The organism is Vogesella facilis (genome assembly GCF_042648525.1).
Lineage (GTDB): Bacteria > Pseudomonadota > Gammaproteobacteria > Burkholderiales > Chromobacteriaceae > Vogesella > Vogesella facilis.
Genome location: NZ_JBHRXN010000036.1, coordinates 556,620 through 576,351 on the forward strand (window position 1 = coordinate 556,620; position 19,732 = coordinate 576,351).

The 19,732-nt window shown below is 67.0% G+C and carries 20 protein-coding genes; 11 read left to right on the plus strand and 9 right to left on the minus strand.

The features are described from left to right. Nucleotides 1-67 precede the first annotated feature (67 nt). Nucleotides 68-559, plus strand: coding sequence for a DUF456 domain-containing protein (locus tag ACFOLG_RS18000; RefSeq protein WP_386094731.1), 492 nt, complete (start codon nt 68-70; stop codon nt 557-559). 69 nt (nt 560-628) lie between these two features. Here the strand turns inward: ACFOLG_RS18000 and ACFOLG_RS18005 are convergent, their stop codons facing one another. Beyond that, nucleotides 629-1,297 (minus strand): pseudouridine synthase, encoded by a 669-nt coding sequence (locus ACFOLG_RS18005; protein ID WP_386094734.1) that lies wholly within the window; start codon nt 1,295-1,297, stop codon nt 629-631. 280 nt (nt 1,298-1,577) lie between these two features. Here ACFOLG_RS18005 and ACFOLG_RS18010 point away from each other — a divergent pair, with 280 nt between their 5' ends. Then, nucleotides 1,578-2,288, plus strand: coding sequence for an alanyl-tRNA editing protein (locus ACFOLG_RS18010; protein ID WP_386094737.1), 711 nt, complete (start codon nt 1,578-1,580; stop codon nt 2,286-2,288). A gap of 40 nt (nt 2,289-2,328) precedes the next feature. Beyond that, nucleotides 2,329-3,132, plus strand: a complete 804-nt coding sequence (locus ACFOLG_RS18015; protein WP_386094740.1) for a hypothetical protein — start codon at nt 2,329-2,331, stop codon at nt 3,130-3,132. Here the strand turns inward: ACFOLG_RS18015 and ACFOLG_RS18020 are convergent. Both ACFOLG_RS18020 and ACFOLG_RS18025 read right to left on the minus strand, forming a co-directional pair. Further along, on the minus strand, nt 3,107-3,769 hold the full coding sequence (locus tag ACFOLG_RS18020) for a chromate transporter (RefSeq protein WP_386094742.1): 663 nt from the start codon (nt 3,767-3,769) through the stop codon (nt 3,107-3,109). The two genes, ACFOLG_RS18015 and ACFOLG_RS18020, sit on opposite strands and share 26 nt — an antisense overlap. Further along, nucleotides 3,766-4,317 carry a chromate transporter gene (locus ACFOLG_RS18025; RefSeq protein WP_386094745.1) on the minus strand — a complete coding sequence of 184 codons (552 nt, stop codon included), beginning with the start codon at nt 4,315-4,317 and terminating at the stop codon, nt 3,766-3,768. The genes ACFOLG_RS18020 and ACFOLG_RS18025 overlap by 4 nt, the downstream gene beginning before the upstream one ends. 77 nt (nt 4,318-4,394) lie before the next feature. Here ACFOLG_RS18025 and gcvA point away from each other — a divergent pair, with 77 nt between their 5' ends. Continuing rightward, nucleotides 4,395-5,279, plus strand: coding sequence for a transcriptional regulator GcvA (gene gcvA / locus ACFOLG_RS18030; RefSeq protein ID WP_386094748.1), 885 nt, complete (start codon nt 4,395-4,397; stop codon nt 5,277-5,279). 198 nt (nt 5,280-5,477) lie between these two features. Here the strand turns inward: gcvA and ACFOLG_RS18035 are convergent, their stop codons facing one another. Both ACFOLG_RS18035 and ACFOLG_RS18040 read right to left on the minus strand, forming a co-directional pair. Beyond that, nucleotides 5,478-6,701 carry a diphosphate--fructose-6-phosphate 1-phosphotransferase gene (locus ACFOLG_RS18035; RefSeq protein ID WP_386094751.1) on the minus strand — a complete coding sequence of 408 codons (1,224 nt, stop codon included), beginning with the start codon at nt 6,699-6,701 and terminating at the stop codon, nt 5,478-5,480. A 65-nt stretch (nt 6,702-6,766) separates the two neighbouring features. Beyond that, nucleotides 6,767-7,579, minus strand: coding sequence for a phytanoyl-CoA dioxygenase family protein (locus ACFOLG_RS18040; RefSeq protein WP_386094754.1), 813 nt, complete (start codon nt 7,577-7,579; stop codon nt 6,767-6,769). A 216-nt stretch (nt 7,580-7,795) separates the two neighbouring features. On the opposite strand from ACFOLG_RS18040, the gene ACFOLG_RS18045 reads away from it, so the two are divergent. From ACFOLG_RS18045 to ACFOLG_RS18060, 4 genes are all read left to right on the plus strand, one after another. Beyond that, the gene (locus ACFOLG_RS18045) at nt 7,796-8,716 is read left to right on the plus strand and encodes a LysR family transcriptional regulator (protein WP_386094757.1); all 921 of its coding nucleotides are present in this window, start codon (nt 7,796-7,798) and stop codon (nt 8,714-8,716) included. Between the two features lie 43 nt (nt 8,717-8,759). Continuing rightward, nucleotides 8,760-9,233: an SRPBCC family protein gene (locus tag ACFOLG_RS18050; protein WP_386094760.1), complete on the plus strand. Its 474-nt coding sequence runs from the start codon at nt 8,760-8,762 to the stop codon at nt 9,231-9,233. A gap of 197 nt (nt 9,234-9,430) precedes the next feature. Continuing rightward, on the plus strand, nt 9,431-10,078 hold the full coding sequence (yfcF, locus tag ACFOLG_RS18055) for a glutathione transferase (protein ID WP_386094763.1): 648 nt from the start codon (nt 9,431-9,433) through the stop codon (nt 10,076-10,078). A 109-nt stretch (nt 10,079-10,187) separates the two neighbouring features. Then, nucleotides 10,188-10,823 (plus strand): NADPH-dependent FMN reductase, encoded by a 636-nt coding sequence (locus tag ACFOLG_RS18060; RefSeq protein WP_386094766.1) that lies wholly within the window; start codon nt 10,188-10,190, stop codon nt 10,821-10,823. 141 nt (nt 10,824-10,964) lie between these two features. On the opposite strand, the gene parE is transcribed toward ACFOLG_RS18060, so the two are convergent. Genes parE through ACFOLG_RS18075 form a run of 3 tightly spaced genes read right to left on the minus strand, consistent with a single transcriptional unit; the run spans nt 10,965 to nt 14,113 of the window. Beyond that, complete coding sequence (gene parE / locus ACFOLG_RS18065; protein WP_386094769.1) at nt 10,965-12,932, minus strand: DNA topoisomerase IV subunit B; 1,968 nt, start codon at nt 12,930-12,932, stop codon at nt 10,965-10,967. Between the two features lie 14 nt (nt 12,933-12,946). Then, complete coding sequence (locus tag ACFOLG_RS18070; protein WP_386094772.1) at nt 12,947-13,567, minus strand: DUF2238 domain-containing protein; 621 nt, start codon at nt 13,565-13,567, stop codon at nt 12,947-12,949. A gap of 21 nt (nt 13,568-13,588) precedes the next feature. Next, nucleotides 13,589-14,113, minus strand: coding sequence for an RNA pyrophosphohydrolase (locus ACFOLG_RS18075; RefSeq protein WP_386094775.1), 525 nt, complete (start codon nt 14,111-14,113; stop codon nt 13,589-13,591). A gap of 339 nt (nt 14,114-14,452) precedes the next feature. Here ACFOLG_RS18075 and ACFOLG_RS18080 point away from each other — a divergent pair, with 339 nt between their 5' ends. The 3 genes from ACFOLG_RS18080 (at nt 14,453) to pssA (ending at nt 18,396) form a co-directional block, all read left to right on the plus strand. Beyond that, nucleotides 14,453-15,742 carry a glutamine synthetase family protein gene (locus ACFOLG_RS18080; RefSeq protein ID WP_386094778.1) on the plus strand — a complete coding sequence of 430 codons (1,290 nt, stop codon included), beginning with the start codon at nt 14,453-14,455 and terminating at the stop codon, nt 15,740-15,742. 134 nt (nt 15,743-15,876) lie between these two features. After that, nucleotides 15,877-16,974: a polyamine ABC transporter substrate-binding protein gene (locus ACFOLG_RS18085; protein WP_386094780.1), complete on the plus strand. Its 1,098-nt coding sequence runs from the start codon at nt 15,877-15,879 to the stop codon at nt 16,972-16,974. Nucleotides 16,975-17,055: 81 nt separating this feature from the next. Continuing rightward, on the plus strand, nt 17,056-18,396 hold the full coding sequence (gene pssA, locus ACFOLG_RS18090) for a CDP-diacylglycerol--serine O-phosphatidyltransferase (protein ID WP_386094783.1): 1,341 nt from the start codon (nt 17,056-17,058) through the stop codon (nt 18,394-18,396). A 63-nt stretch (nt 18,397-18,459) separates the two neighbouring features. Here the strand turns inward: pssA and ACFOLG_RS18095 are convergent. Then, nucleotides 18,460-19,580, minus strand: a protein-coding gene (locus tag ACFOLG_RS18095; protein ID WP_386094786.1) for an IS3 family transposase whose coding sequence is annotated in 2 segments (ribosomal slippage) — nt 18,460-19,340 and nt 19,340-19,580 — 1,122 coding nt in all. Because the reading frame shifts where the segments join, the coding sequence is not laid out codon by codon here. Nucleotides 19,581-19,732 lie beyond the last annotated feature (152 nt).

The following is a 19,732-nucleotide window of genomic DNA, read 5'->3' on the forward strand; positions in this document are numbered from 1 at the left end:
GGCGCCGGCGGAACTTACCGCCGGCGCCGTGTTCTTTTCTGCCATTACCCAATGCAGGAGCCCCTTCATGGACTGGAGCTGGCTGGGCTACGCCCTTGCCGTACTACTGATGCTGGCTGGCCTCGCCGGCACCGTCTACCCGGCGCTGCCCGGCCTGTTGCTGCTGGCCGGCGGCATGCTGCTGGCAGCCTGGCTGGGCGATTTCGGCCACGTCGGCATGTGGCCGCTGCTCGTCATCGGCGTGCTGGCGCTGCTGGGCATGCTGGTGGAGAACCTGGCCGGCTTGCTCGGCGCCCGGAAAAGCGGCGCCAGCCGCCAGGCACTGCTCGGCGCCTTCATCGGCGGCGTGGTGGGCATGTTCCTCGGTTTGTTCGGCGCCATCGTCGGCCCCATCGTCGGCGCGGTGCTAGGCGAGCTGCAGGCGCGGCGCTCGCTGCCGCAGGCCGGCAAGGTCGGCGTGGCCACCTTTGTCGGCTTTCTGGCCGGCACCGCGGTGAAGATCGCCTGCGCCTTCGCCATGCTGGCGGTGTTCGGCGGCGCGCTGATCTTCAGCGCCTAGGAAGCAGCCCGAAAACCCCGCTTTCTAAGTGGACAACGCGGTATCGCGACGAAAGCGGGGGTTTTCGCCTTAGAACGGCGGCGGGCAGTGGATGTCGAGCGGCGCGCCACTCAGCGGATGCGGCAATTGCAGGCGGCTGGCATGCAGCAGCAGCCGCGGTGCGGCGGCCAGGGCGGCCGACGGGGCGTACAGGCTGTCGCCCAGGATCGGGTGCCCCAGCGCCTGCATGTGCGCGCGCAGCTGATGGGTGCGCCCGGTATGCGGCCACAGTTCCACCCGGCTGCACACGTTGGCCGCATCGTAGTGCAGCGCCCGCCAGTCGGTGTGCGCCGGCTTGCCGGCCAGCAGATCCACCTTCTGCCGCGGCCGGTTCGGCCAGTCGCGCCCCAGCGGCAGCATGATGCGGCCCTCGCCTGGCAAGTGGCCGGCCACCACCGCGACATAGCGCTTGCGCACCGCGCGGCCGGCGAACAGCAGCGACAGCGCGCGCTGCATCGCGGCGCCGCGCGCCAGCAGCAGGATGCCGGAGGTGGCCATGTCCAGCCGGTGCACCACCAGCGCATCCGGAAACTGCCGCTGGGCGCGGGCGATCAGGCAGTCGGCGAAGCCTTCGCCGCGCCCGGGCACGCTCAGCAGGCCGGACGGCTTGTCCAGCAGCAGCAGCGCCTCGTCGGCGTACAGCAGCGTCAGCCCCTCGTCCGGCGGCGGCGTATAGTGTTCCAGGGTGTGCGGCGACATGGCGTGGTGGCGTGAAAATGCAGCCGGCGATTATCGCGCAAGCGCCCGCCAGCCGCCATGTCACTTGAAAAGCGCGCCGGTCGCCAGCACTGTGTCATTCTCGGACACCTCGAAAAACACCGGCTTTCGTTGCGATACGGCGTTACTCACAAAAAACCCCCTCCTGACATAGCACCCCTATGCGGCGTCGGGATTTTTCGTTCGCGCCTTGTCTCGCGTAGCAATCCGGGTTTTCGGGGCGCCCTCACGGCGCACGCGCCGCATAACAGCAGAGGACATCATGCCGGAACGTTTCTACATCGCCCCCTACCAGACCAGCCTCGCCACCACCGTGCTCAGCCATGACGACGCCGGCATCGTGCTGGCCGACACCCTGTGCTACCCGCTGGGCGGCGGCCAGCCCGGCGACAGCGCCAGCCTGCTGCTGGCCGACGGCAGCCGTCTCGCCGTCGGCGACACCCGCCGCGACAAGGTCAGCCGCGCCATCGTGCACCAGGTGGCCGCCGACGCGCCGCGGCTGGCCGCCGGCACGGCGGTAACGCTGGAGCTGGACTGGGCGCGCCGCCACCGCCACATGCGCATCCACACCTGTCTGCACCTGCTGTCCTGCGTGATCAAGGCCGGCGTTACCGGCGGCAACCTCAGCGCCGAATCCGGGCGTCTGGATTTCGACCTGCCGGAAGGCATGGAACTGGACAAGGAGCACATCGAACGCGAGCTGAACGCGCTGATCGCCGCCGACCACGCGGTATCGGTGCAGATGACCAGCGGCGCGGCGCTGAAGGCGCAGCCGGAGCTGATCAAGACCATGTCGGTGACGCCGCCGCTGGAGCTGCCGGAAATCCGCCTGATCGCCATCGACGGCATCGACCTGCAGCCCTGTGGCGGCACCCATGTGCGCAGCACCGCCGAGATCGGCCAGGTGGTGGTGAAAAAAATCGAGAGCAAGGGCGCGCGCAACAAGCGGGTGGTGATCGCGCTGGCCGACTGAGCCTGCGCGCTTGCGGCCAACCCTTGCCAACGGAGCCATCATGTCCCGCCGCCACCTGCTCGCCGCCGTGCTGCTACTGCTGGGCGGCGGCGCCCACGCCGACGAGGCCGCCAGCGCCAGCGCCCAGGTAACCCTCAGCGCCGACGGGCAGACCCTGCAGTACGACGGCCTGCTGGCGGCGGACGCCATCCAGCAACTGCAGCAGCTGTACTGGCAGAGCGCGGCCAAACCGCGCCAGCTGCTGATCAACAGCCCCGGCGGCGATGCGCGCCTCGGCCTGCTGCTGGGCTACCTGGTATACGGCTGGGGGCTGGACGTGCGCGTGCGCGAGCAGTGCGCGTCGTCCTGCGCCAACTACGTGTTCCCGGCCGGGCGCAACAAATACCTGGAAGCCGGCAGCATGCTGCTGTGGCACGGTGGCGCACTGCAGCCGGACTGGCAGGCCATCATCCGCGCCCGCTGGCCGCACAACCCGGCGCGGCAGCAGGCGGCGCGCGACGACCTCGCGCTATGGCAGCAGCAGGAGCGCGACTTCTACGCCGCCATCGGCGTCAGCCAGCTGATTACCGTCTGCGGCCAACATGCGCAGTGGCGGCAGGCAGTACCGCAGGCGCTGGGCTTCGACTACTCGCCGCAGGTTCTGGCGCGCTTCGGCATCACCCGGCTGCAGCTGCCGCCGGACGGCTGGCAGCCGCACCAGCGCTGGGATTCGCCGCGTTTCTTCCGCGCCAGCTGGTGCGACACCCCGCCGCCGCCGGTGGACGAGCCGCTGTGCGGCTGCCAGTTCGACGACGAGGACGCCCCGCGCCCGGACGCCGCTACACCCAGCCCAGCATCCCCATGAGCCCGCCGCCGGCCAGCAGCCACAGCGGGTTGAGGCGCAGCCGCCACGCCAGCAGCGCGCTGGCGGCGCACAGCAGCAGCCCGGCGGACGACGGCGCCAGCGCCTGCAGCATCGAGCTGGCGCCGGCCAGCACCAGCCCCACCGTCAGCGGCGCCAGGCCGCGCTCGATGGCCAGCGCCAGCCGGCCGCCCTGCACCCGCTGCCACCAGCGCGCTACCGCGAAGCTCAACAGCGACGACGGCAGGCAGATGCCGAGCAGGCTCACCACCGCGCCGGCCACCCCGGCCATATGCCAGCCGATCAGGCTGACCACCAGCACGTTCGGCCCCGGCGCTGCCTGGGCGATGGCGAACAGGTCGGCGAACTGCGCGCCGCTGAGCCAGCCCAGCTCGCCCACCACCACGCGGTGGATCTCCGGCACCACCGCATTGGCGCCGCCCACCGCCAGCAGCGAAAACTGCGCAAACAGGATGAACAAGGTCCACAGCATCATTGCGCCTCCTCCGGCCAGTAGCAGGCCAACAGCAGCCCCAGCGAACACCAGCAGCAGCGGCAGCTGCCACAGCGCCAGCGCGGCGAAGCTCAGCCCCAGCAGCGAAAACTGCGCACACAGCATAGACAAGGTCCACAGCATCATCGTCCCCCTTCCGGCCAGTACCAGGCCAGCGCCACCCCCAGCGGCGCCAGCAACAGCAACACCAGCAGCAGCGGCAGCTGCCACAACGCCACCGCGCCGAAGGTCAGCGCCGCCAGCAGCCACGGCCGCCAGTGCCGCGGCAGCCGGCTGGCCAGCTTCAGCGCCATGCCGAAGATCAGGCCGATGGCGGTGGGCGCCAGCCCGTGCAGCAGCCCCTGTACCAGCGGCTGCTGCCGGTAGCCGGCATACAGCGCGGCCAACAGCAGCACCACGCCCAGCGGCGCCAGCAGCAGGCCACCGCAGGCTGCCAGCGCGCCGCCGACGCCGTGAAAACGCGCTCCCACCGCCACCGCCACGTTGACGATGTTCGGCCCCGGCAGCACCTGGCCCAGGCCCAGCACCTCGGCGAACTGCTGCTCCGACAGCCAGCGCCGCCGCTCCACCAGCATGTGCTGCGCATGCGGCAGCACGCCGCCGAAGCCGGACAGCCCCACCATGAAGAAACCGGCAAACAAGGCCCGCCGGTCGGGCACCACGGTCGTATCCATGTGCCCAGCTTAGCCCCGCCGCCAGCGCGGCCACAAACGAGTTTTTTCGCCATCGTTTGTGCATTAAACTCACATGCATGAATCGCCGCCTGCCCCCGCTCAACGCCCTGCGCGTGTTCGAAGCCGCCGCCCGGCTGGAGAGCTTCTCCGCCGCCGCCGAGCAGCTCAATGTCACCCACGGCGCCGTCAGCCGCCAGATCGCCCAGCTGGAAGACTGGCTGGGGGTGGCACTGTTCCTGCGCCACGGCCGCCGCGTGCAGCTGAGCGATGCCGGCCGCCAGTACCTGCCGGTGCTGCAGAGCGCCTTCGACAACATTGCCAGCGCCACCGAAAAACTCACAAGCAACCGGCCGCGGCTGCTGCGCATCAACGTCACCCCCACCCTGGCCATGCACTGGCTGCTGCCGCGGCTGACCCGCTTCCAGCGCCGCCACCCCGGCGTGGAGCTGCGGCTGGCCACCTCGGACGCCGCCATCAACAACCAGCATGCCGACTTCGACATCGCCATCCGCCGCGGCAACGACCACTGGCACGGCTTCGTGTCGCATACCTTCCTCACCGAGCACGAGCTGCCGGCCGCCAGCCCGGCGCTGCTGGCGCGGCAGCCGCTGCGCGACGCCGCCGACCTGGCGCAGCACACCCTGCTGCATTCGGAAACCCGCCCGGTGGCGTGGGAGCGCTGGCTGGCCGCCGCCGGGCAGCCGGCGCTGCAAGCCGCCGGCCACCAGCACTTCGACCACTACTACCTGGCGCTGCAGGCGGCCATCGACGGCCTGGGCATCACGCTGGGGCCGCTGCCGGTGATCGAGGAGCTGCTGGCCAGCGGCAAGCTGGTGGCGCCGCTGGCCGGCCCGCGGGTGCGGGTGCGCGGCTATTCCTGGGTGCTGCCGCTGGCGCTGGCGGAAGACCCGCTGTGCGCCGACTTCTGCGCCTGGCTGGAGGAGGAAGGGGAAGGTGCCTGAAAGGTTGGCCGCATGCATGCGGTCAACCCTGGCGGGGTGCCGGCTCGCCGGGGCGTTCGCCGCGATGCGCCACGCCTGCCAGCCCGGCTAAAGGCTGGCCCGGACAAGCAGTCGCCCGGATAAGCGCAGCGCATCCGGGGCTGGCATGGCGGCAGCCGTCACCCGCGCATCCCCGGATGCGCCTGCGGCTTATCCGGGCTACGCGGTGGCTGCCAGCGGTGGGAAGTGCAGCCGGCGCATGGCCGGCAGGCCGTCGGCAAACGGCAGCGCCACTTCGCCGGCCAGCAAGGGTTGCAGCCAGGCGCGGCAGGCCGCTGTCACGTCCAGACCGTCGGCGGCGATGAAAGCGGCCGGCAGCGCACGTTCCAGATTGGCCACCGCCGCCAGCGGCTGCGGCACTACCCGCCAGTCGCAGCCATCGGCGGTGGCAAAGCGCTCGATGGCGGCCATCACCCCGCTCTGCCCGGCTACGGCCCACGCTACCGCCTTGCGGCCAACCTCATAGGCCAGGCGTGCGTCTACCGCCGACAGCAGGTGGCGGGCGGCGCGCTGCAGGCAGTCGGCCACCGCCACGTGGGCATGCAGCCGCAGGCCGTGCTGGATGCGCTGCGCCAGCCAGTTACCGGCACCGCCCAGCTGCTCGTGGCCGTACACCTTGTCGGCATGCATCTGCGCCACGAAGCGGCCATCGGCGCTGCGCAGCCCTTCGGACACTACGATGGCGCAATAGCCCTGTGCGGCGATCTGCCGGCGCACGGCGGCGAACAGCCGCGCCTCGTCGTAGGCCACCTCCGGCAGCAACAGCAAGGGCGGCGCCTCATCCGGCAACGCCGCCAGGCAGCCGGCGGCGGCCAGCCAGCCCACATGGCGGCCCATGGTTTCCAGAATGAACACCCGCCCCTGCGCCATGCTGCGCATGTCGAACAGCACCTCGCGCAGGCTGCTGGCCAGGTATTTGGCGGCGGAGGGAAAGCCGGGGCTGAAGTCGGTGGCTTCCAAGTCGTTGTCTATGGTCTTGGGGATGCCGACCACGCTCAGCGGCAGCGAGAAGCGCTCGGCCAGCTGTTGCAGCAGCAGCGCGGTTTCCATCGAACCGTTGCCGCCATTGAGCAGCAGCTGGCGGATCCCGTGACGCTGCAGCACCTCGGCCAGCTGTTGCCACAGCTGCGGCGCCTCGTCATACGGTGGCAGGATGTCGCGGCTGCTGCCGAAGGCCGCGCCCGGCAGCCGGCCCAGCTGGGCGATGTCGGCGGCAGACGGCGCATCGCAGTCCAGCAGCCGCCCGCCCAGCAGGCCGAACAGGCCGTCGGCGGCGGCGCACACCGGCACGCCCATGGCGCGCGCGGTTTCGATCACGCCCTGGGCGGAGGTGTTCAGTACGGCGGTGGGGCCGCCGGATTGCAGATACAGCAGACGGGACATGGCGCGGCTACCCGGAGGAGATACTCCGATTGTAGCCGCGCCACGGACTGGACGGCAGCGTCGCGCTAGCCCGCCGCATCCGCGCGCCACACTACCGGGAACCAGTCCTCGCGCAGGCGCTCGCCCTGCTGCTGGTTGATGCCGGGGAACGGCGGCGAGGTACGGCCCGGACGCTGCTCGAAGCGCACGTCGTCGCCAATGAAGCGCGCCGAGAACGCGCGGCGGCGGTTGCCGCCCAGGTTGCCGGCGGCGCCGTGCACGGTGTGGAAGTCGAACACCACCGCATCGCCCGGCTCCATCTCCGGCGCCAGGATGGTGTAGCTGCCGTCGTCCACGTCCGGCATCGCCATGAAATCGTCTTCGCCGGCAAAGAAGTTCTCGTTGCTGGCCCAGCGCTTGGGGCGCACCAGCTTGGGCCAGCGGTGCGAGCCCAGCACCACGCGCAGGGTGTTGTCGCTGCGCACCGGGTCCAGCGGAATCCAGTAGCTGGCGGTCTGCAGCCCGCTGACGCAGTAGTAGGGAATGTCCTGGTGCCACGGCGTCGGCTTGGCGGTGCCCGGCTCCTTCACCAGGATGTGCTCGTGGAAGATTTGCACCTGCTGCGACTGCGTCAGCAGGCCGGCAATGCCGGCGGCCGGCGAATCGTGGATGAAGCGGCCGAACGGCGCGATGCGCTGCCAGTTGCAGTAATCCTCGAAGAAGCGGCCGGCTTCGCCGTTGCCGACGTTCTCGATGGCGAACGGGCCGGGTGCGGCCAACACCTGCTCGAAACCATCGCGCAGGGTATCGATCCAGTCGCGGAACACGCCGCGCAGGATGATGGCGCCATCGCGCTGGTAGTCGGCAATCTGCTGCGGGCTGAGGGTAACCATGGACATGCAAGCCTCCGGTGGGGGGAAATAAGCGCCGCTAACAAGACCTCGCAGAGAACCTGAGCCAAGGCGCGCCGACGCAGACAGTACAAAGCGTACGGCAAGGAGGCGCAACGCCGGATCAGGGGTTTTGTTAGTGGCGCACAGTGCTGCCCGTGCAGTATCCCCGCGCCGCGGGTAATAATAAAAATATCTCTTTTCTATTCTGCAATATCGAAAAACATGATCACCTTCTCGCTGCGCCAGCTGGAATACTTCGTCGCCACCGCCGAACACGGCGGGGTGAACGCCGCCGCCCGTGCCCGCCACGTGTCGCAGCCGTCGGTGTCGCAGGCCATCGCCGAGCTGGAGCGCAGCCTGGGCACGCCGCTGTTCCATCGCCAGGCCAGCCGCCGCGTGGAGCTGACCGATGCCGGCGTGCGCGTGCTGCAGCAGGCACGGCAGCTGCTGGCGCAGGCCGCGGCGCTGGGGCGGCAGCCGGAGGCCGACAGCCTGCGCGGCAAGCTGTCGCTGATCTGCTTCCAGGATCTGGCACCCTACTTCGCGCCGCGGCTGCTGGCCGGTTTCCGCCGCCAGCACCCGGAGGTGGAGCTGACGCTGCTGGAGGGCGACCTGGCCAGCGTGCAGCGGGCGCTGCGCAGCGGCAAGGCGGAGCTGGCGCTGACCTACGAGCTGGCCAGCGAGCCGCAGCTGCCGCGCCAGGTACTGGCCGAGCTGCCGCCGTATGCGCTGCTGCCCGCCGGCCACCCGCTGGCCGCACAGCCGGCGGTATCGCTGCAGCAGCTGGCGGCGGAACCGCTGATCCTGGAGGACATCCCGCACAGCCGCGAGTACCTGCTGTCGCTGTTCTGGCAGCAGCAGCTGACGCCGCGGGTGGCGCAGGCGGTGCAGAGCTTCGAGATGCAGCGCGGGCTGGTGGCGCACGGCTGCGGCGTGGCGCTGGCCTGCATGCGGCCCACCGGTGACATCAGCTACGACGGCCTGGCCATCGCCTGCCGCCCGCTGCTGGAAGCGCTGCCGCCGCAGCGGGTGGTGCTGGTGCAGGCGGCCGGCGCCGCCGCTTCCGCCGCGGTGCAGGCCTTCATGCACTGGGCCGCCAGCAGCCAGGGGGACGGCGCTGGCAATGCCGTCGTCACGGTCTAGACTGAAGCTTTCCCGCCCGCGCCGCCGGCGCCAGGAGAGCCATATGTCCACCCCCAGCCCGCTCGCGGCACGCGAACTGCAGCTCACGCGCCTGCTGCCGGCCAGCCCGGCAACGGTCTATCGCGCCTGGACCGAGCCCGCACTGCTGCAACAGTGGTTCGCGCCACTGCCCTACACCACGCCGCATGTCGAGCTGGACGTGCGCCCCGGCGGCCGCAGCCTGGTGGTGATGCGCGATCCGGACGGCAACGACTACCCCAACGCCGGCGTCTATCTGGAAGTGATCCCCAACCAGAAGCTGGTGGTCACCGACGCCTACAGCGAAGCCTGGTTGCCGGCGGAAAAACCGTTCATGACCCTGATTCTCACTTTTGCCGCCGAGGCCGGCGGCACCCGCTACACCGCGCTGGTGCGGCACTGGAGCGTGGCCGACCGCGAGGCGCACGAAGCGATGGGCTTTCATGCCGGCTGGGGGCAGACCACCGACCAGCTGGCGGCGCTGCTGGCGCGGTTGTAAACCCAGGCGCCGCTGCCCGCCCCCAGGCGAGTGGCCGGCATGCCGGCGCTCGGCCCACGGTGCGGCCAACGTTGGCCGCATTGAATTTGCTTAGCAGTTCTTCTCGCTTCGTGGCGCCCTGCCCCGCTGCTATACCTGCCCTTGCACCGGCCGCGCCATCGCCGCGGCGCCGTTCACCTACCAGCAAGGGGATCATCTTGTCGCAACCTGCACTGCACCTGTATGTCGATAGCCAGTTTTCCAGCCTGTACGCGCTGTCGGCATTCGTGGCGCTGACCGAGAAAAACCTCGATTTCCAGCTCCACGGCGTCGACCTGGCCGCCCGCGCCCAGCAGCAGCCGGCCTATGCCGCGCTGTCGCTCACCCGCCGCGTGCCCACGCTGCGCCACGACGAGTTTGCGTTGTCGGAGTCCTCCGCCATCAGCGAATACCTGGACGAGGTCTTCCCCGGCGCCCCGCTGTACCCGACCGAACCGCAGGCGCGCGCCCGCGCCCGCCAGCTGCAGGCCTGGCTGCGCAGCGACCTGCAGCTGATCCGCCAGGAGCGCAGCAGCGACGTGATCTTCGCCGGTGCGCGCAAGGTACCGCTGACGCCGGCGGCGCAGGAGGCGGCACAGAAGCTGTTCGACATCGCCAGCGCGCTGCTACCGGACGATGCGGCCAACCTGTTCGGCGCCTGGAGCATCGCCGACCTGGATCTGGCCGCCACGCTCAATCGCCTGGTGCTGCACGGCGATGCGGTACCGGCGCCGCTGGCGCGCTACGCGCAGCAGCAGTGGCAACGCCCGGCGGTACAGCGCTGGCTGGCGCTGGCGGCACAGGCGCGCCACGGCCGCGCCGCCTGAGCGACCGCGCCCCGGGGCATGCCGCGGACTTGGGTTTTGGCTGCCGTTACCTACACTGGAAACAGAGTCTTCTCCGCCACCGGGCAAGACCAGCAACAAGGAGAACAGTGTGAGCAATGCCCCCAAAATCCTGGCCTTTGCCGGCAGCGCGCGTAAGGATTCCTGGAACAAGAAACTGGTCGCCATCGCGGCGGAAGGCGCGGCCATGGCCGGGGCCGAGGTGACGCACATCGACCTGCGCGATTACCCGACGCCGCTGTACGACGGCGACGACGAAAGCGAATACGGCATGCCGGCCAATGTATTGACGCTGCGCCAGCTGATGCTGGAGCACCAGGGCCTGCTGCTGGCCTCGCCGGAATACAACGGCTCGATCTCGCCGCTGCTGAAGAACGTCATCGACTGGGCCTCGCGCCCGGCGCCCGGCAGCAACGGGCCGTCGCCGTTCAGCGGCAAGGTGGCCACGCTGATGAGCGCCTCGCCCGGCGGCTTCGGCGGCCTGCGCGGCCTGGTGCATGTGCGCGCCATCCTCGGCAACCTGGGGGTGATCGTGCTGCCGGAGCAGCTGGCGATCGGCTCGGCGCACGAGGCGTTCGCCGCCGACGGCAGCATGGTCAGCGACAAGCAGCGCGCGGCGGTGGCCGAGCTGGGCGCCGGTCAGGCCCGGCTGCTGGCCAAGCTGCTGGGCGTCACGCTATCCACCGGCTGCACCGAGCGCCGCCACGATCCATCGCGGCTGAAGTAGCTGCGGCCAAGGTTGGCCGCAGGCTGCCAACCGGGCCAATGCACAAGGCCCTTGCGCAGTGCGCAAGGGCCTTGTTGTCTGGCGCTGCGGCGGCCACCGGCCATGGTGCAAACCGTGGCCGGCAAGCGTCGCCGGCCGCGCTCAGATGTCCGCTTCCACCTCGTTGCCCTTCTCTTCCATCCAGCTGCGGCGGCTGGAGGCTTCGCCCTTGCCCATCAGCTTGATGAACATGTCGCGGGTTTCCTGCAGCGCGCCGGGGCGCACCTGCACGCAGGACAGCCGGCGGGTATCCGGATTCATGGTGGTGTCCTTCAGCTGCTCCGGGTTCATCTCGCCCAGACCCTTGAAGCGCGAGATGCTCCAGGCGTTTTCCTTCACCCCCTCGCTGCGCAGGCGGTCGAGGATCGCCGTCATCTCGCCCTCGTCCAGCGCGTACAGCTTGCGCGGCGGCCGGTTCTTGCCCTGCCCGGGCACGTCGACGCGGAACAGCGGCGGCTGCGCGATGTAGATGTTGCCGTTCTCGATCAGGCGCGGGAAGTGGCGGAAGAACAGTGTCAGCAGCAGCACCTGGATGTGCGAACCGTCGACGTCGGCATCGGACAGGATGGCGATCTTGCCGTAGCGCAGGCCGGACAGCTCCGGGCTGTCGTCCGGGCCGTGCGGGTCGACGCCGATGGCCACCGCGATGTCGTGGATCTCAGCATTGGAGAACAGCTGGTCGCGGTCGGTCTCCCAGCTGTTGAGCACCTTGCCGCGCAGCGGCAGGATGGCCTGGTATTCCTTGTCGCGCGCCAGTTTGGCCGAACCGCCGGCGGAGTCGCCCTCCACCAGGAACAGCTCGTTGCGCTCGATGTCCTCGCTCTCGCAGTCGGTGAGCTTGCCCGGCAGCACCGCCACGCCGGAGCCCTTTTTCTTCTCTACCTTCTTGACCGACTTCAGGCGGCTCTGCGCCTGGCGGATCGCCAGCTCGGCGATGCGCTTGCCAGCTTCCACGTGCTGGTTCAGCCACAGCTCCACCGGGTCGCGCGCCAGGCCGGAAACCAGCTTCAGCGCATCGCGGCTGGTGAGCTTGTCCTTGGTCTGGCCCTGGAACTGCGGGTCGAGCACGCGGGCGGACAGCACGAAGCGCACCCGGCTCCACACGTCTTCCGCCATCAGTTTCACGCCGCGCGGCAGCAGGTTGTGGTGGTCGATGAAGCTCTTCACCGCCTCGTACACGCCGGCGCGCAGGCCGGCCTCGTGGGTGCCGCCCACCGGGGTGGGAATCAGGTTGACGTAGCTTTCGCCGCTGGCGCCGTCCTCGAACCAGGCCATCGCCCACTGCGCGCCCTCGCCGCGGGCAAACTGCTCGTGGTCGTCGCCGATATAGGCTTCGCCGGCGAACAGCGGCGCCACCGGCTCGTCATCGCCGCACAGCTCGGCGAGATAGCTCTTCAGCCCTTCCGGGTACTGCCACACCCTCACCTCGTCGCCGCTGGGGCGCTCCACAGTCAGCGTCACCGCCACGCCGGGCAGCAGCACCGCCTTGGCGCGCAGCAGGCGCTCCAGTTCCTGCATCGAGTAGCGCGGGCTTTCGAAATACTTGCCGTCCGGCCACACCCGCACGCGGGTGCCGCTGGTGCGCGCGCCGCAGTCGCCGATGCGGGCCAGCGGTTCGATCACGTCACCGCCGGCGAATACCAGCCGGTGCACGCCGCCCTCGCGCTTCACTTCCACTTCCAGCCGGGTGGACAGCGCGTTGGTCACCGACACGCCAACACCGTGCAGGCCACCGGAGAAGGCGTAGGCGCCGCCGTCCTTCTTGTTGAACTTGCCGCCGGCGTGCAGGCGGGTGAATACCAGCTCCACCACCGGCACGCCTTCCTGCGGGTGCAGGCCCACCGGAATGCCGCGGCCATCGTCTTCCACCGTCAGCGAGCCATCCTGGTGCACGGTGACCGCGATCTTGCGGGCGAAGCCGCCCAGTGCCTCGTCGGCGGCGTTGTCGATCACTTCCTGGCAGATGTGAGTAGGGTCAGTGGTGCGGGTGTACATGCCGGGCCGCTCTTTTACCGGCTCCAGCCCCTTGAGTACCCGTACCGAGGATTCGTCGTAGCTTTGTTGTGTCATGGCTGTCATTCAGATCAGTAGCGCGCCGCCTGCAGCGTCGCGAGTTGTCGGTTGTGGGCCGGCGCCAGTGTCAGCTGCGCCAGCAAGGCGCCGCACAGCGCCAGGAACATGTCCCATTGCGTGTCCCACGGGTCGCCCTGGGTGGCGAGGAAGGCATCGGCGCCGGAACCCAGCGCCAGCGCGGTCCACCATTCAATCAATTCGTACAGTGCAGAAAATGCCAGGCAGAAGCAGGTGGTGAGAAAGGCCAGCCAGCTACCGCGCAACGGCGTGCGGCGGCGGAGTACCTCGCGCGCCAGCAGCGCCGGAAAGAAGCCCTGCGCCAGGTGGCCGATGCGGTCGTAATGGTTGCGGCTGAAGTCGAACAGCTCCTGCAGCCAGAAGCCGAGCGGTGTCAGCGCATAGGTGTAGTGCGCGCCGATCAGCAGGATGATCGCATGCAGCGCCATCGCCCATGCGGCCAACCTTGTCCACGGGAAACGCCCCCACAGCAGCCAGACCAGCGGCAGGCCGAGCACCGCCGGCAGCGCCTCCAGCCACCAGGTGGCGGCATCGTGCGGCCGCCATGCCGACCAGGCAGCAACAACGGCCACGGCTGCAAAGGCAGCACGTGGCCGTGGCAAAGAAGAGATCATCACGAGTCCGGCCACTCCGGGCTAGGGCGTGCCGCCCCCGCCTGTCCGTTTCAGATAGTCGCCGTAGCTTTCCACGCCCTTGAGGAAGCGGGTCAGCTCGGTCAGCGCACGCTCGTACACATCTTTCTTGAATTCAATCACCGCATCCACCGGCGCCCAGTAGTCGTTCCAGCGCCAGCCGTCAAACTCGGGGTGACTGGTTGCCCGCAGGCAGACATCGCACTCGCGGCCCACCATGCGCAGCAGGAACCAGATCTGCTTCTGGCCGCGGTAGCTACCGCGCCATTCGCGGCGTACCCAGTTGCTGGGCACGTCGTAGCGCAGCCAGTCGCGGGTGCGCCCCAGAATCTTGACATGTTGCGGCAGCAGGCCGACTTCTTCCAGAAGCTCGCGGTACATCGCGGCCTCGGGGCTTTCGCCAGGTTTGATGCCTCCTTGCGGAAATTGCCACGAGTGCTCACGCACCCGCTTGCCCCAGAACACCTCGTTCTTGCCATTGACGAGGATGATTCCGACATTGGGGCGATATCCGTCCCGGTCCAGCATGGAAAAACCTGTAGTTCGTTAGTTGGCTCGATTTTTGCACATTTCGCATTTGTGCGCCATGCAGCGCCGGTTGCCGCGCGCGTGGCGCCGGCGTCACAGTGGCGTGCCAATCGCCTGCCGCCACGTTAAATAAAATTGACGAAATATTTAATATTCGGCTAAAAAAATAGACACACCTCCCCCAGGAGCCACGCATGGACCGCAGTTCCGTACCCCGGCCAGTTCACCGCGGCAGCCAGCTGGCGTTTGGCGTGTTCGAACAGCCGCTCAGCGCCGTCGGCGGCCGCGACAAACAGCGCCTCGCCTGTTTTGCCACTGCCATCAGCACGGACCTGCCCCATGACTCAAACACGCCACGACTGGCTGCAAGCGCACGCCATCACCCACATTGAATGCCTGATTCCCGACCTGAACGGCCTGCCGCGCGGCAAGCTGGTACCGGTCAGCCACTACCCAGCCAGCGGCCAGCTGCACTTTCCGCAAGTCAGCCTGCTGCAGACTCTGATGGGCGAGCCGCAGCAGCAGCTGGTGCCGGACAACGATCCGGACATGCTGCTGCTGCCGGATGAGCGCAGCCTCCGCCTGAAGCCGGGCAGCGGCCGCCGCATCGCCCAGCTGATACACGACTGCCATTACGAAGACGGCCGCATGGTGCCGTTTGCACCGCGCAATGTGCTCCGGCACGTGCTGGCGCAATACCAGCTGGCCGGCCTCACGCCGCAGGTGGCGCCGGAAATCGAGTTTTACCTGCTGAATGCCGCCGGCCAGCAGGCGGAAGCGCCGGGCGCCGCCTACTCGCTGGATCATGCCCAGCGCCAGGAAAGCTTTTTTGCCGCGCTGGAACAGCAGTGTCATCAGCAGGGTATCGCCACCGACATCCTGCTGCACGAGGTCGGCAACGGCCAATACGAACTCAATCTGCAGCACGGCGAGGCGCTGCAGCTGGCGGACCAGGTCTTTCTGCTGAAGCGCACCCTGCGCGCGCTGGCCGCGGCGCATGGCCTGAAAGCCTGCTTCATGGCCAAGCCGTTTGCCGGCCAGCCCGGCAGCGCCATGCACATCCACCAGAGCCTGCTGGACAAGGTTGGCCGCAATGCCTTCAGCCATGACGATGGCAGCGAGCATCCACGCTTTTCGCACTACATCGCCGGGCTGCAGCAGCATCTGCCGGCCGCCATGGCGCTGCTGGCGCCCAACCCCAATGCCTATCGCCGGCTGGCGGCCAACACCGCGGCGCCGATCAACGTGGAGTGGGGTTACGACAACCGCAGCTGCGGTCTGCGCGTACCGGCCTCGGCTCCGCAGGCACGGCGGGTGGAAAACCGCCTGCCCGGCATCGACTGCAACCCTTACCTGGCATTGGCCGCCACACTGGCCTGCGGCTTGCTTGGCCTGCAGGCGGAGTTGCCGGCCGCCCCGCCCCTGCGTGGCAGCGCCTATAACAAACAGGCCACCCTGCCGCCGGATCTGACCACCGCGTTAAGCCTGCTGGCGGCCGACAGCAGGCTGAGCCAAGTGCTGGGCAGCGAATTTGTCAGCCAGTTCATTGCCCTGAAACGGGTGGAGCTGGCCGATTTCCAGCAGCAGATCACGCCATGGGAACAGCACCATCTGCTGGATCAGGCGTAAGCCGTGCCATTGGTTTATGCACTCCGATTTATTAACGCATCAGAGTTGTTTTCTCCCCTACGGGGGGGTTTAATTAGCAGGCTTGTTGCATATAACACTTACAGGCTTCTGCGGGAGCACTTCAAGGAGAAACCATGAAGAAATCTATCCTGGCCCTGTCGCTTGGGCTGGCCCTGGCAGGTATCACCGGTAGCGCCGCTGCCGCGACCAAGGAACTGAACATCTACAACTGGTCGGACTACATTGCCGAGTCCACCATCCCGGCCTTCCAGAAAGCCACCGGCGTCAAGGTGCGTTACGACGTCTACGACAGTAACGAGATCCTGCAGGCCAAGATGCTGACCGGCAAATCCGGCTACGACCTGGTGCATCCGTCCAACACCTTCCTGGCCAAGCAGATCCAGGGCGGCCTGTATCAGCCGCTGGATCGCGCCAAGATCCCCAACTACAAGAACCTAGACCCGGAACTGATGAAGCTGATGACCGCTTTCGACCCGGGCAACAAGTTCGCCGTGCCGTACTTCTGGGGCATCAACACCATCGGCATCAACCCGGACAAGGTCAACAAGGCGCTGGGCGGCAAACTGCCGGACAACCAGTGGGACCTGCTGTTCAAGCCGGAATACCTGTCCAAGCTGAAGAGCTGCGGCGTGAGCATGCTGGATTCCCCGGCGGAAGTGTTCCCGGTGATCCTGCACTACATGGGCAAAAACCCGGCCAGCACCAGCGAAGCCGATTACAAGGCCGCCGCCGCCCTGCTCAAGCCGCTGCGCAGCAGCATCACCCGCTTCTCCTCTTCCGGCTACATCAACGAACTGGCCGGCGGTTCGCTGTGCATGGTACTGGGCTACGGTGGCGACCTGAACATCGCCAAGAAACGTGCTGAAGAAGCCAAGAACGGCGTGAAGGTACAGCCGCTGGTACCGAAGCAGGGCGTAGCGATCTGGGTCGACAGCATGGTAATGCCGAAAGATGCCAAGAACGTGGATAACGCCTACACCTGGATCAACTACATGCTGGACGCCAAGGTAGCGGCCGCCAATGCCAACTCTGTGAGCTATGCACCGGGCAGCCTGGCCGCCCGCCCGTTCATCGACAAGCAAAACCTGGCCAACCCGTCCATCTTCCCGGGCAAGGATGTGGTCGCCAAGAGCTTCGTGATGCCGAGCATGGATCCGAAAACCCAGCGCCTGACCACGCGTCTGTGGCAGGAATTCAAGACCGGCAAGTAAGCCAAGCAGGGCCGGCCTAGCCGGCCCTTTTTGCTGGTACAAGTGGTAGCATCGCAGCTTGTCTCGACAATCGATCCGCTCATGCCGTTCTTCTCCCGCAAGCCAGACCTGGCAAGCCTGCCCGGCTTCGCCATGCCAGCCGACTGCATGCAAACGCTGCATTCAGCCAGCGAGTTCCGTCAGACCCTGCTCCGGCTGATTCGCAGCGCCAAAACCCGCATTCACCTGGCCGCACTCTACCTGCAGCAGGATGAAGCCGGCGCCGAGGTGCTGGAAGCGCTGTACCAGGCCGCCAGCAGCAATCCGCGGCTGGATGTACGGTTGTTTGTTGATGCCCACCGCGCCCAACGCGGCCTGATTGGCCAAGGCAAGCAGGCGGGCAATGCCGCCTGGTACCGGCAGCGCGCACAGCAGCAGCCATTGGCCAACCTGGCCATTTATGGTGTGCCGGTGCAAAGCAAAGAGCTGTTCGGTGTGATGCACCTGAAGGGCTTCATTATCGATGATGCGGTGCTCTACAGCGGCGCCAGCCTCAACAACGTCTACCTGCACGTGGGCGAGCGCTATCGTTACGATCGCTACCACCTGCTGCAGCATGCCGAGCTGGCCGACAGCATGTCGCACTACCTGGTTGCGCAACTGGCCACCGATCCGGCACTTATCCGTCTGGATCGCCCGCCTGAGCCAGATGCCCGCGCTCAACGGCAACTAATACGCCAGTTGCGGCAAAAGCTGGCACACACACAATGCCGGCTACCTGCCGTAACGCGTGGCTCCGCCAGCATCCACCCGATTTGCGGGCAAGGGCGCGGCAACCCTTTCAATAGCCTGCTACTGCAGTTATTGCGCCAGCCAACGCAGCAACTGGTGATCTGCACCCCCTATTTCAATCTGCCACGTAGCGTCTTGCTACAGCTTGACGCCCTGCTCGCGCGCGGCATCAAGGTCGAAATCATCGTTGGCGACAAGCAGGCCAACGACTTCTACATCCCGCCGGAGCAACCGTTCAAGGTCATTGGCTGCCTGCCTTACCTGTACGAAATGAACCTGCGCCGCTTTGCCCGCAAGCGCCAGACCTATCTGCAAAGCGGCCAACTGACCCTGCGCCTGTGGCAGCACGAGGGCAACAGTTACCACCTGAAAGGGCTCTGGGTAGACCAGCAGTACATGCTGATCACCGGCAACAACCTGAACCCGCGTGCTTTTACCCTCGACCTGGAAAACGGCCTGCTCATCCACGACCCACACCACACCCTGAAACCACAAATCACCCAGGAACTGGCCAACATCCGCCAGCACACCGCCGTATTGAGCCACTACCGGCAGCTGCAGAAGCTGCGGGACTACCCGGAAAAAGTGCGCAAACTGCTCGGACGGCTAGGAAAACTGCGCATCGACCGGCTGTTTTATAGATTGCTGTGAAGCGGCCCTGTTTGCCACGCCAGCTTCTGTCCGCTCGGTAGCGCGCGACGCCCCCCCCCGTTCTCAGTAGCACTGAGCATTAGAGTCCGAGGTTAATTTACCTGATTTCTCAGCGAGTGATTTGGCGTAGGCCGCTGGCGTCAAACCGCCAAGCGCTTTCTTAGGTCTTTCGTTGTTGTATTCCCTACGCCAGGCTTCGATGACGACCTGGGCATGGCGCAGGCTGGTGAACCAGTGTTCGTTCAGACACTCATCCCGGAAGCGCCCGTTGAACGATTCGATGTAGGCGTTCTGATTGGGCTTGCCAGGCCCAATCAGGAAGAGTTGAACACCACGAGCATGTGCCCAGGTGAGCATGGCGTGGCTGCAGAACTCCTTGCCGTTATCTGTCCTGATCGCTTTGGGCAAACCACGTGTCTGCGCCAGCTGGTCGAGGATACGTGTCAGATGCAGGCCGCTCATCGCCCGCTCCGGCACAATGGCTACCGCCTCGTGCGTGGCGTCATCGACGACGGTCAGACTCTTGATGACACGCCCCTCTGCCGTCCGGTCGAACACAAAGTCCATCGACCAGACCTGATTGGCGGCCAAGGGGCGGGTCAGCGGGTGACCGTCTGCCACCGGCACCTTCTTGCGCTTACGCCGGCGAATTTGCAGCCCCGCCTCGGCATAGAGTCGATCCACCCGCTTGTGATTGACCTGCATGCCTTTCTGCCGCAGCTTCAGGTAAATCATGCCGACACCGTAGCGTCGGTGACGTTGCGCGAGTGCGATGATCTTCGCTTTCAAGGCGGCATTGCGGTTGGTGGCGGGCTGGTAACGGAATGAACTGGGGCTCATGCCGGCCAGGCGCAGTGATCGACGCTCGCTGAGCCCCTTGCCCACCAGATGGCGCACCAGCTCCCGCCGTGACGGTGCGCTCACCACTTTTTTCGCAGAGCCTCTTTGGCAATCTCGTTCTCGAGCATCGTCTCGGCCAGGAGTTTCTTCAGCCGCGCGTTCTCGGTCTCCAGCTCTTTGAGGCGTTTGGCCTCCGAGACATTCATGCCGCCAAACTTGCTGCGCCAGAGGTAATAGCTGGCTTCCGAGAAAGCGTGCTTGCGGCACAGCTCGGCCACGGGCATGCAGGCTTCTGCTTCGCGCAGGAAACCGATGATCTGTTCTTCGGTGAAACGTTTCTTCATGTCCAATCTCCGTGTCATGGTGGATTGGACTCTAAAGTCACGTGCTACTCAATACCGGGGGACGCCGGCGGGCCAGCGGCTTGGGTTCCGGCCCGGTACGGCACTTGCGCATCGGGTGGGCGCACGCCACAAAGCACAAAGCCCAGCTTGAT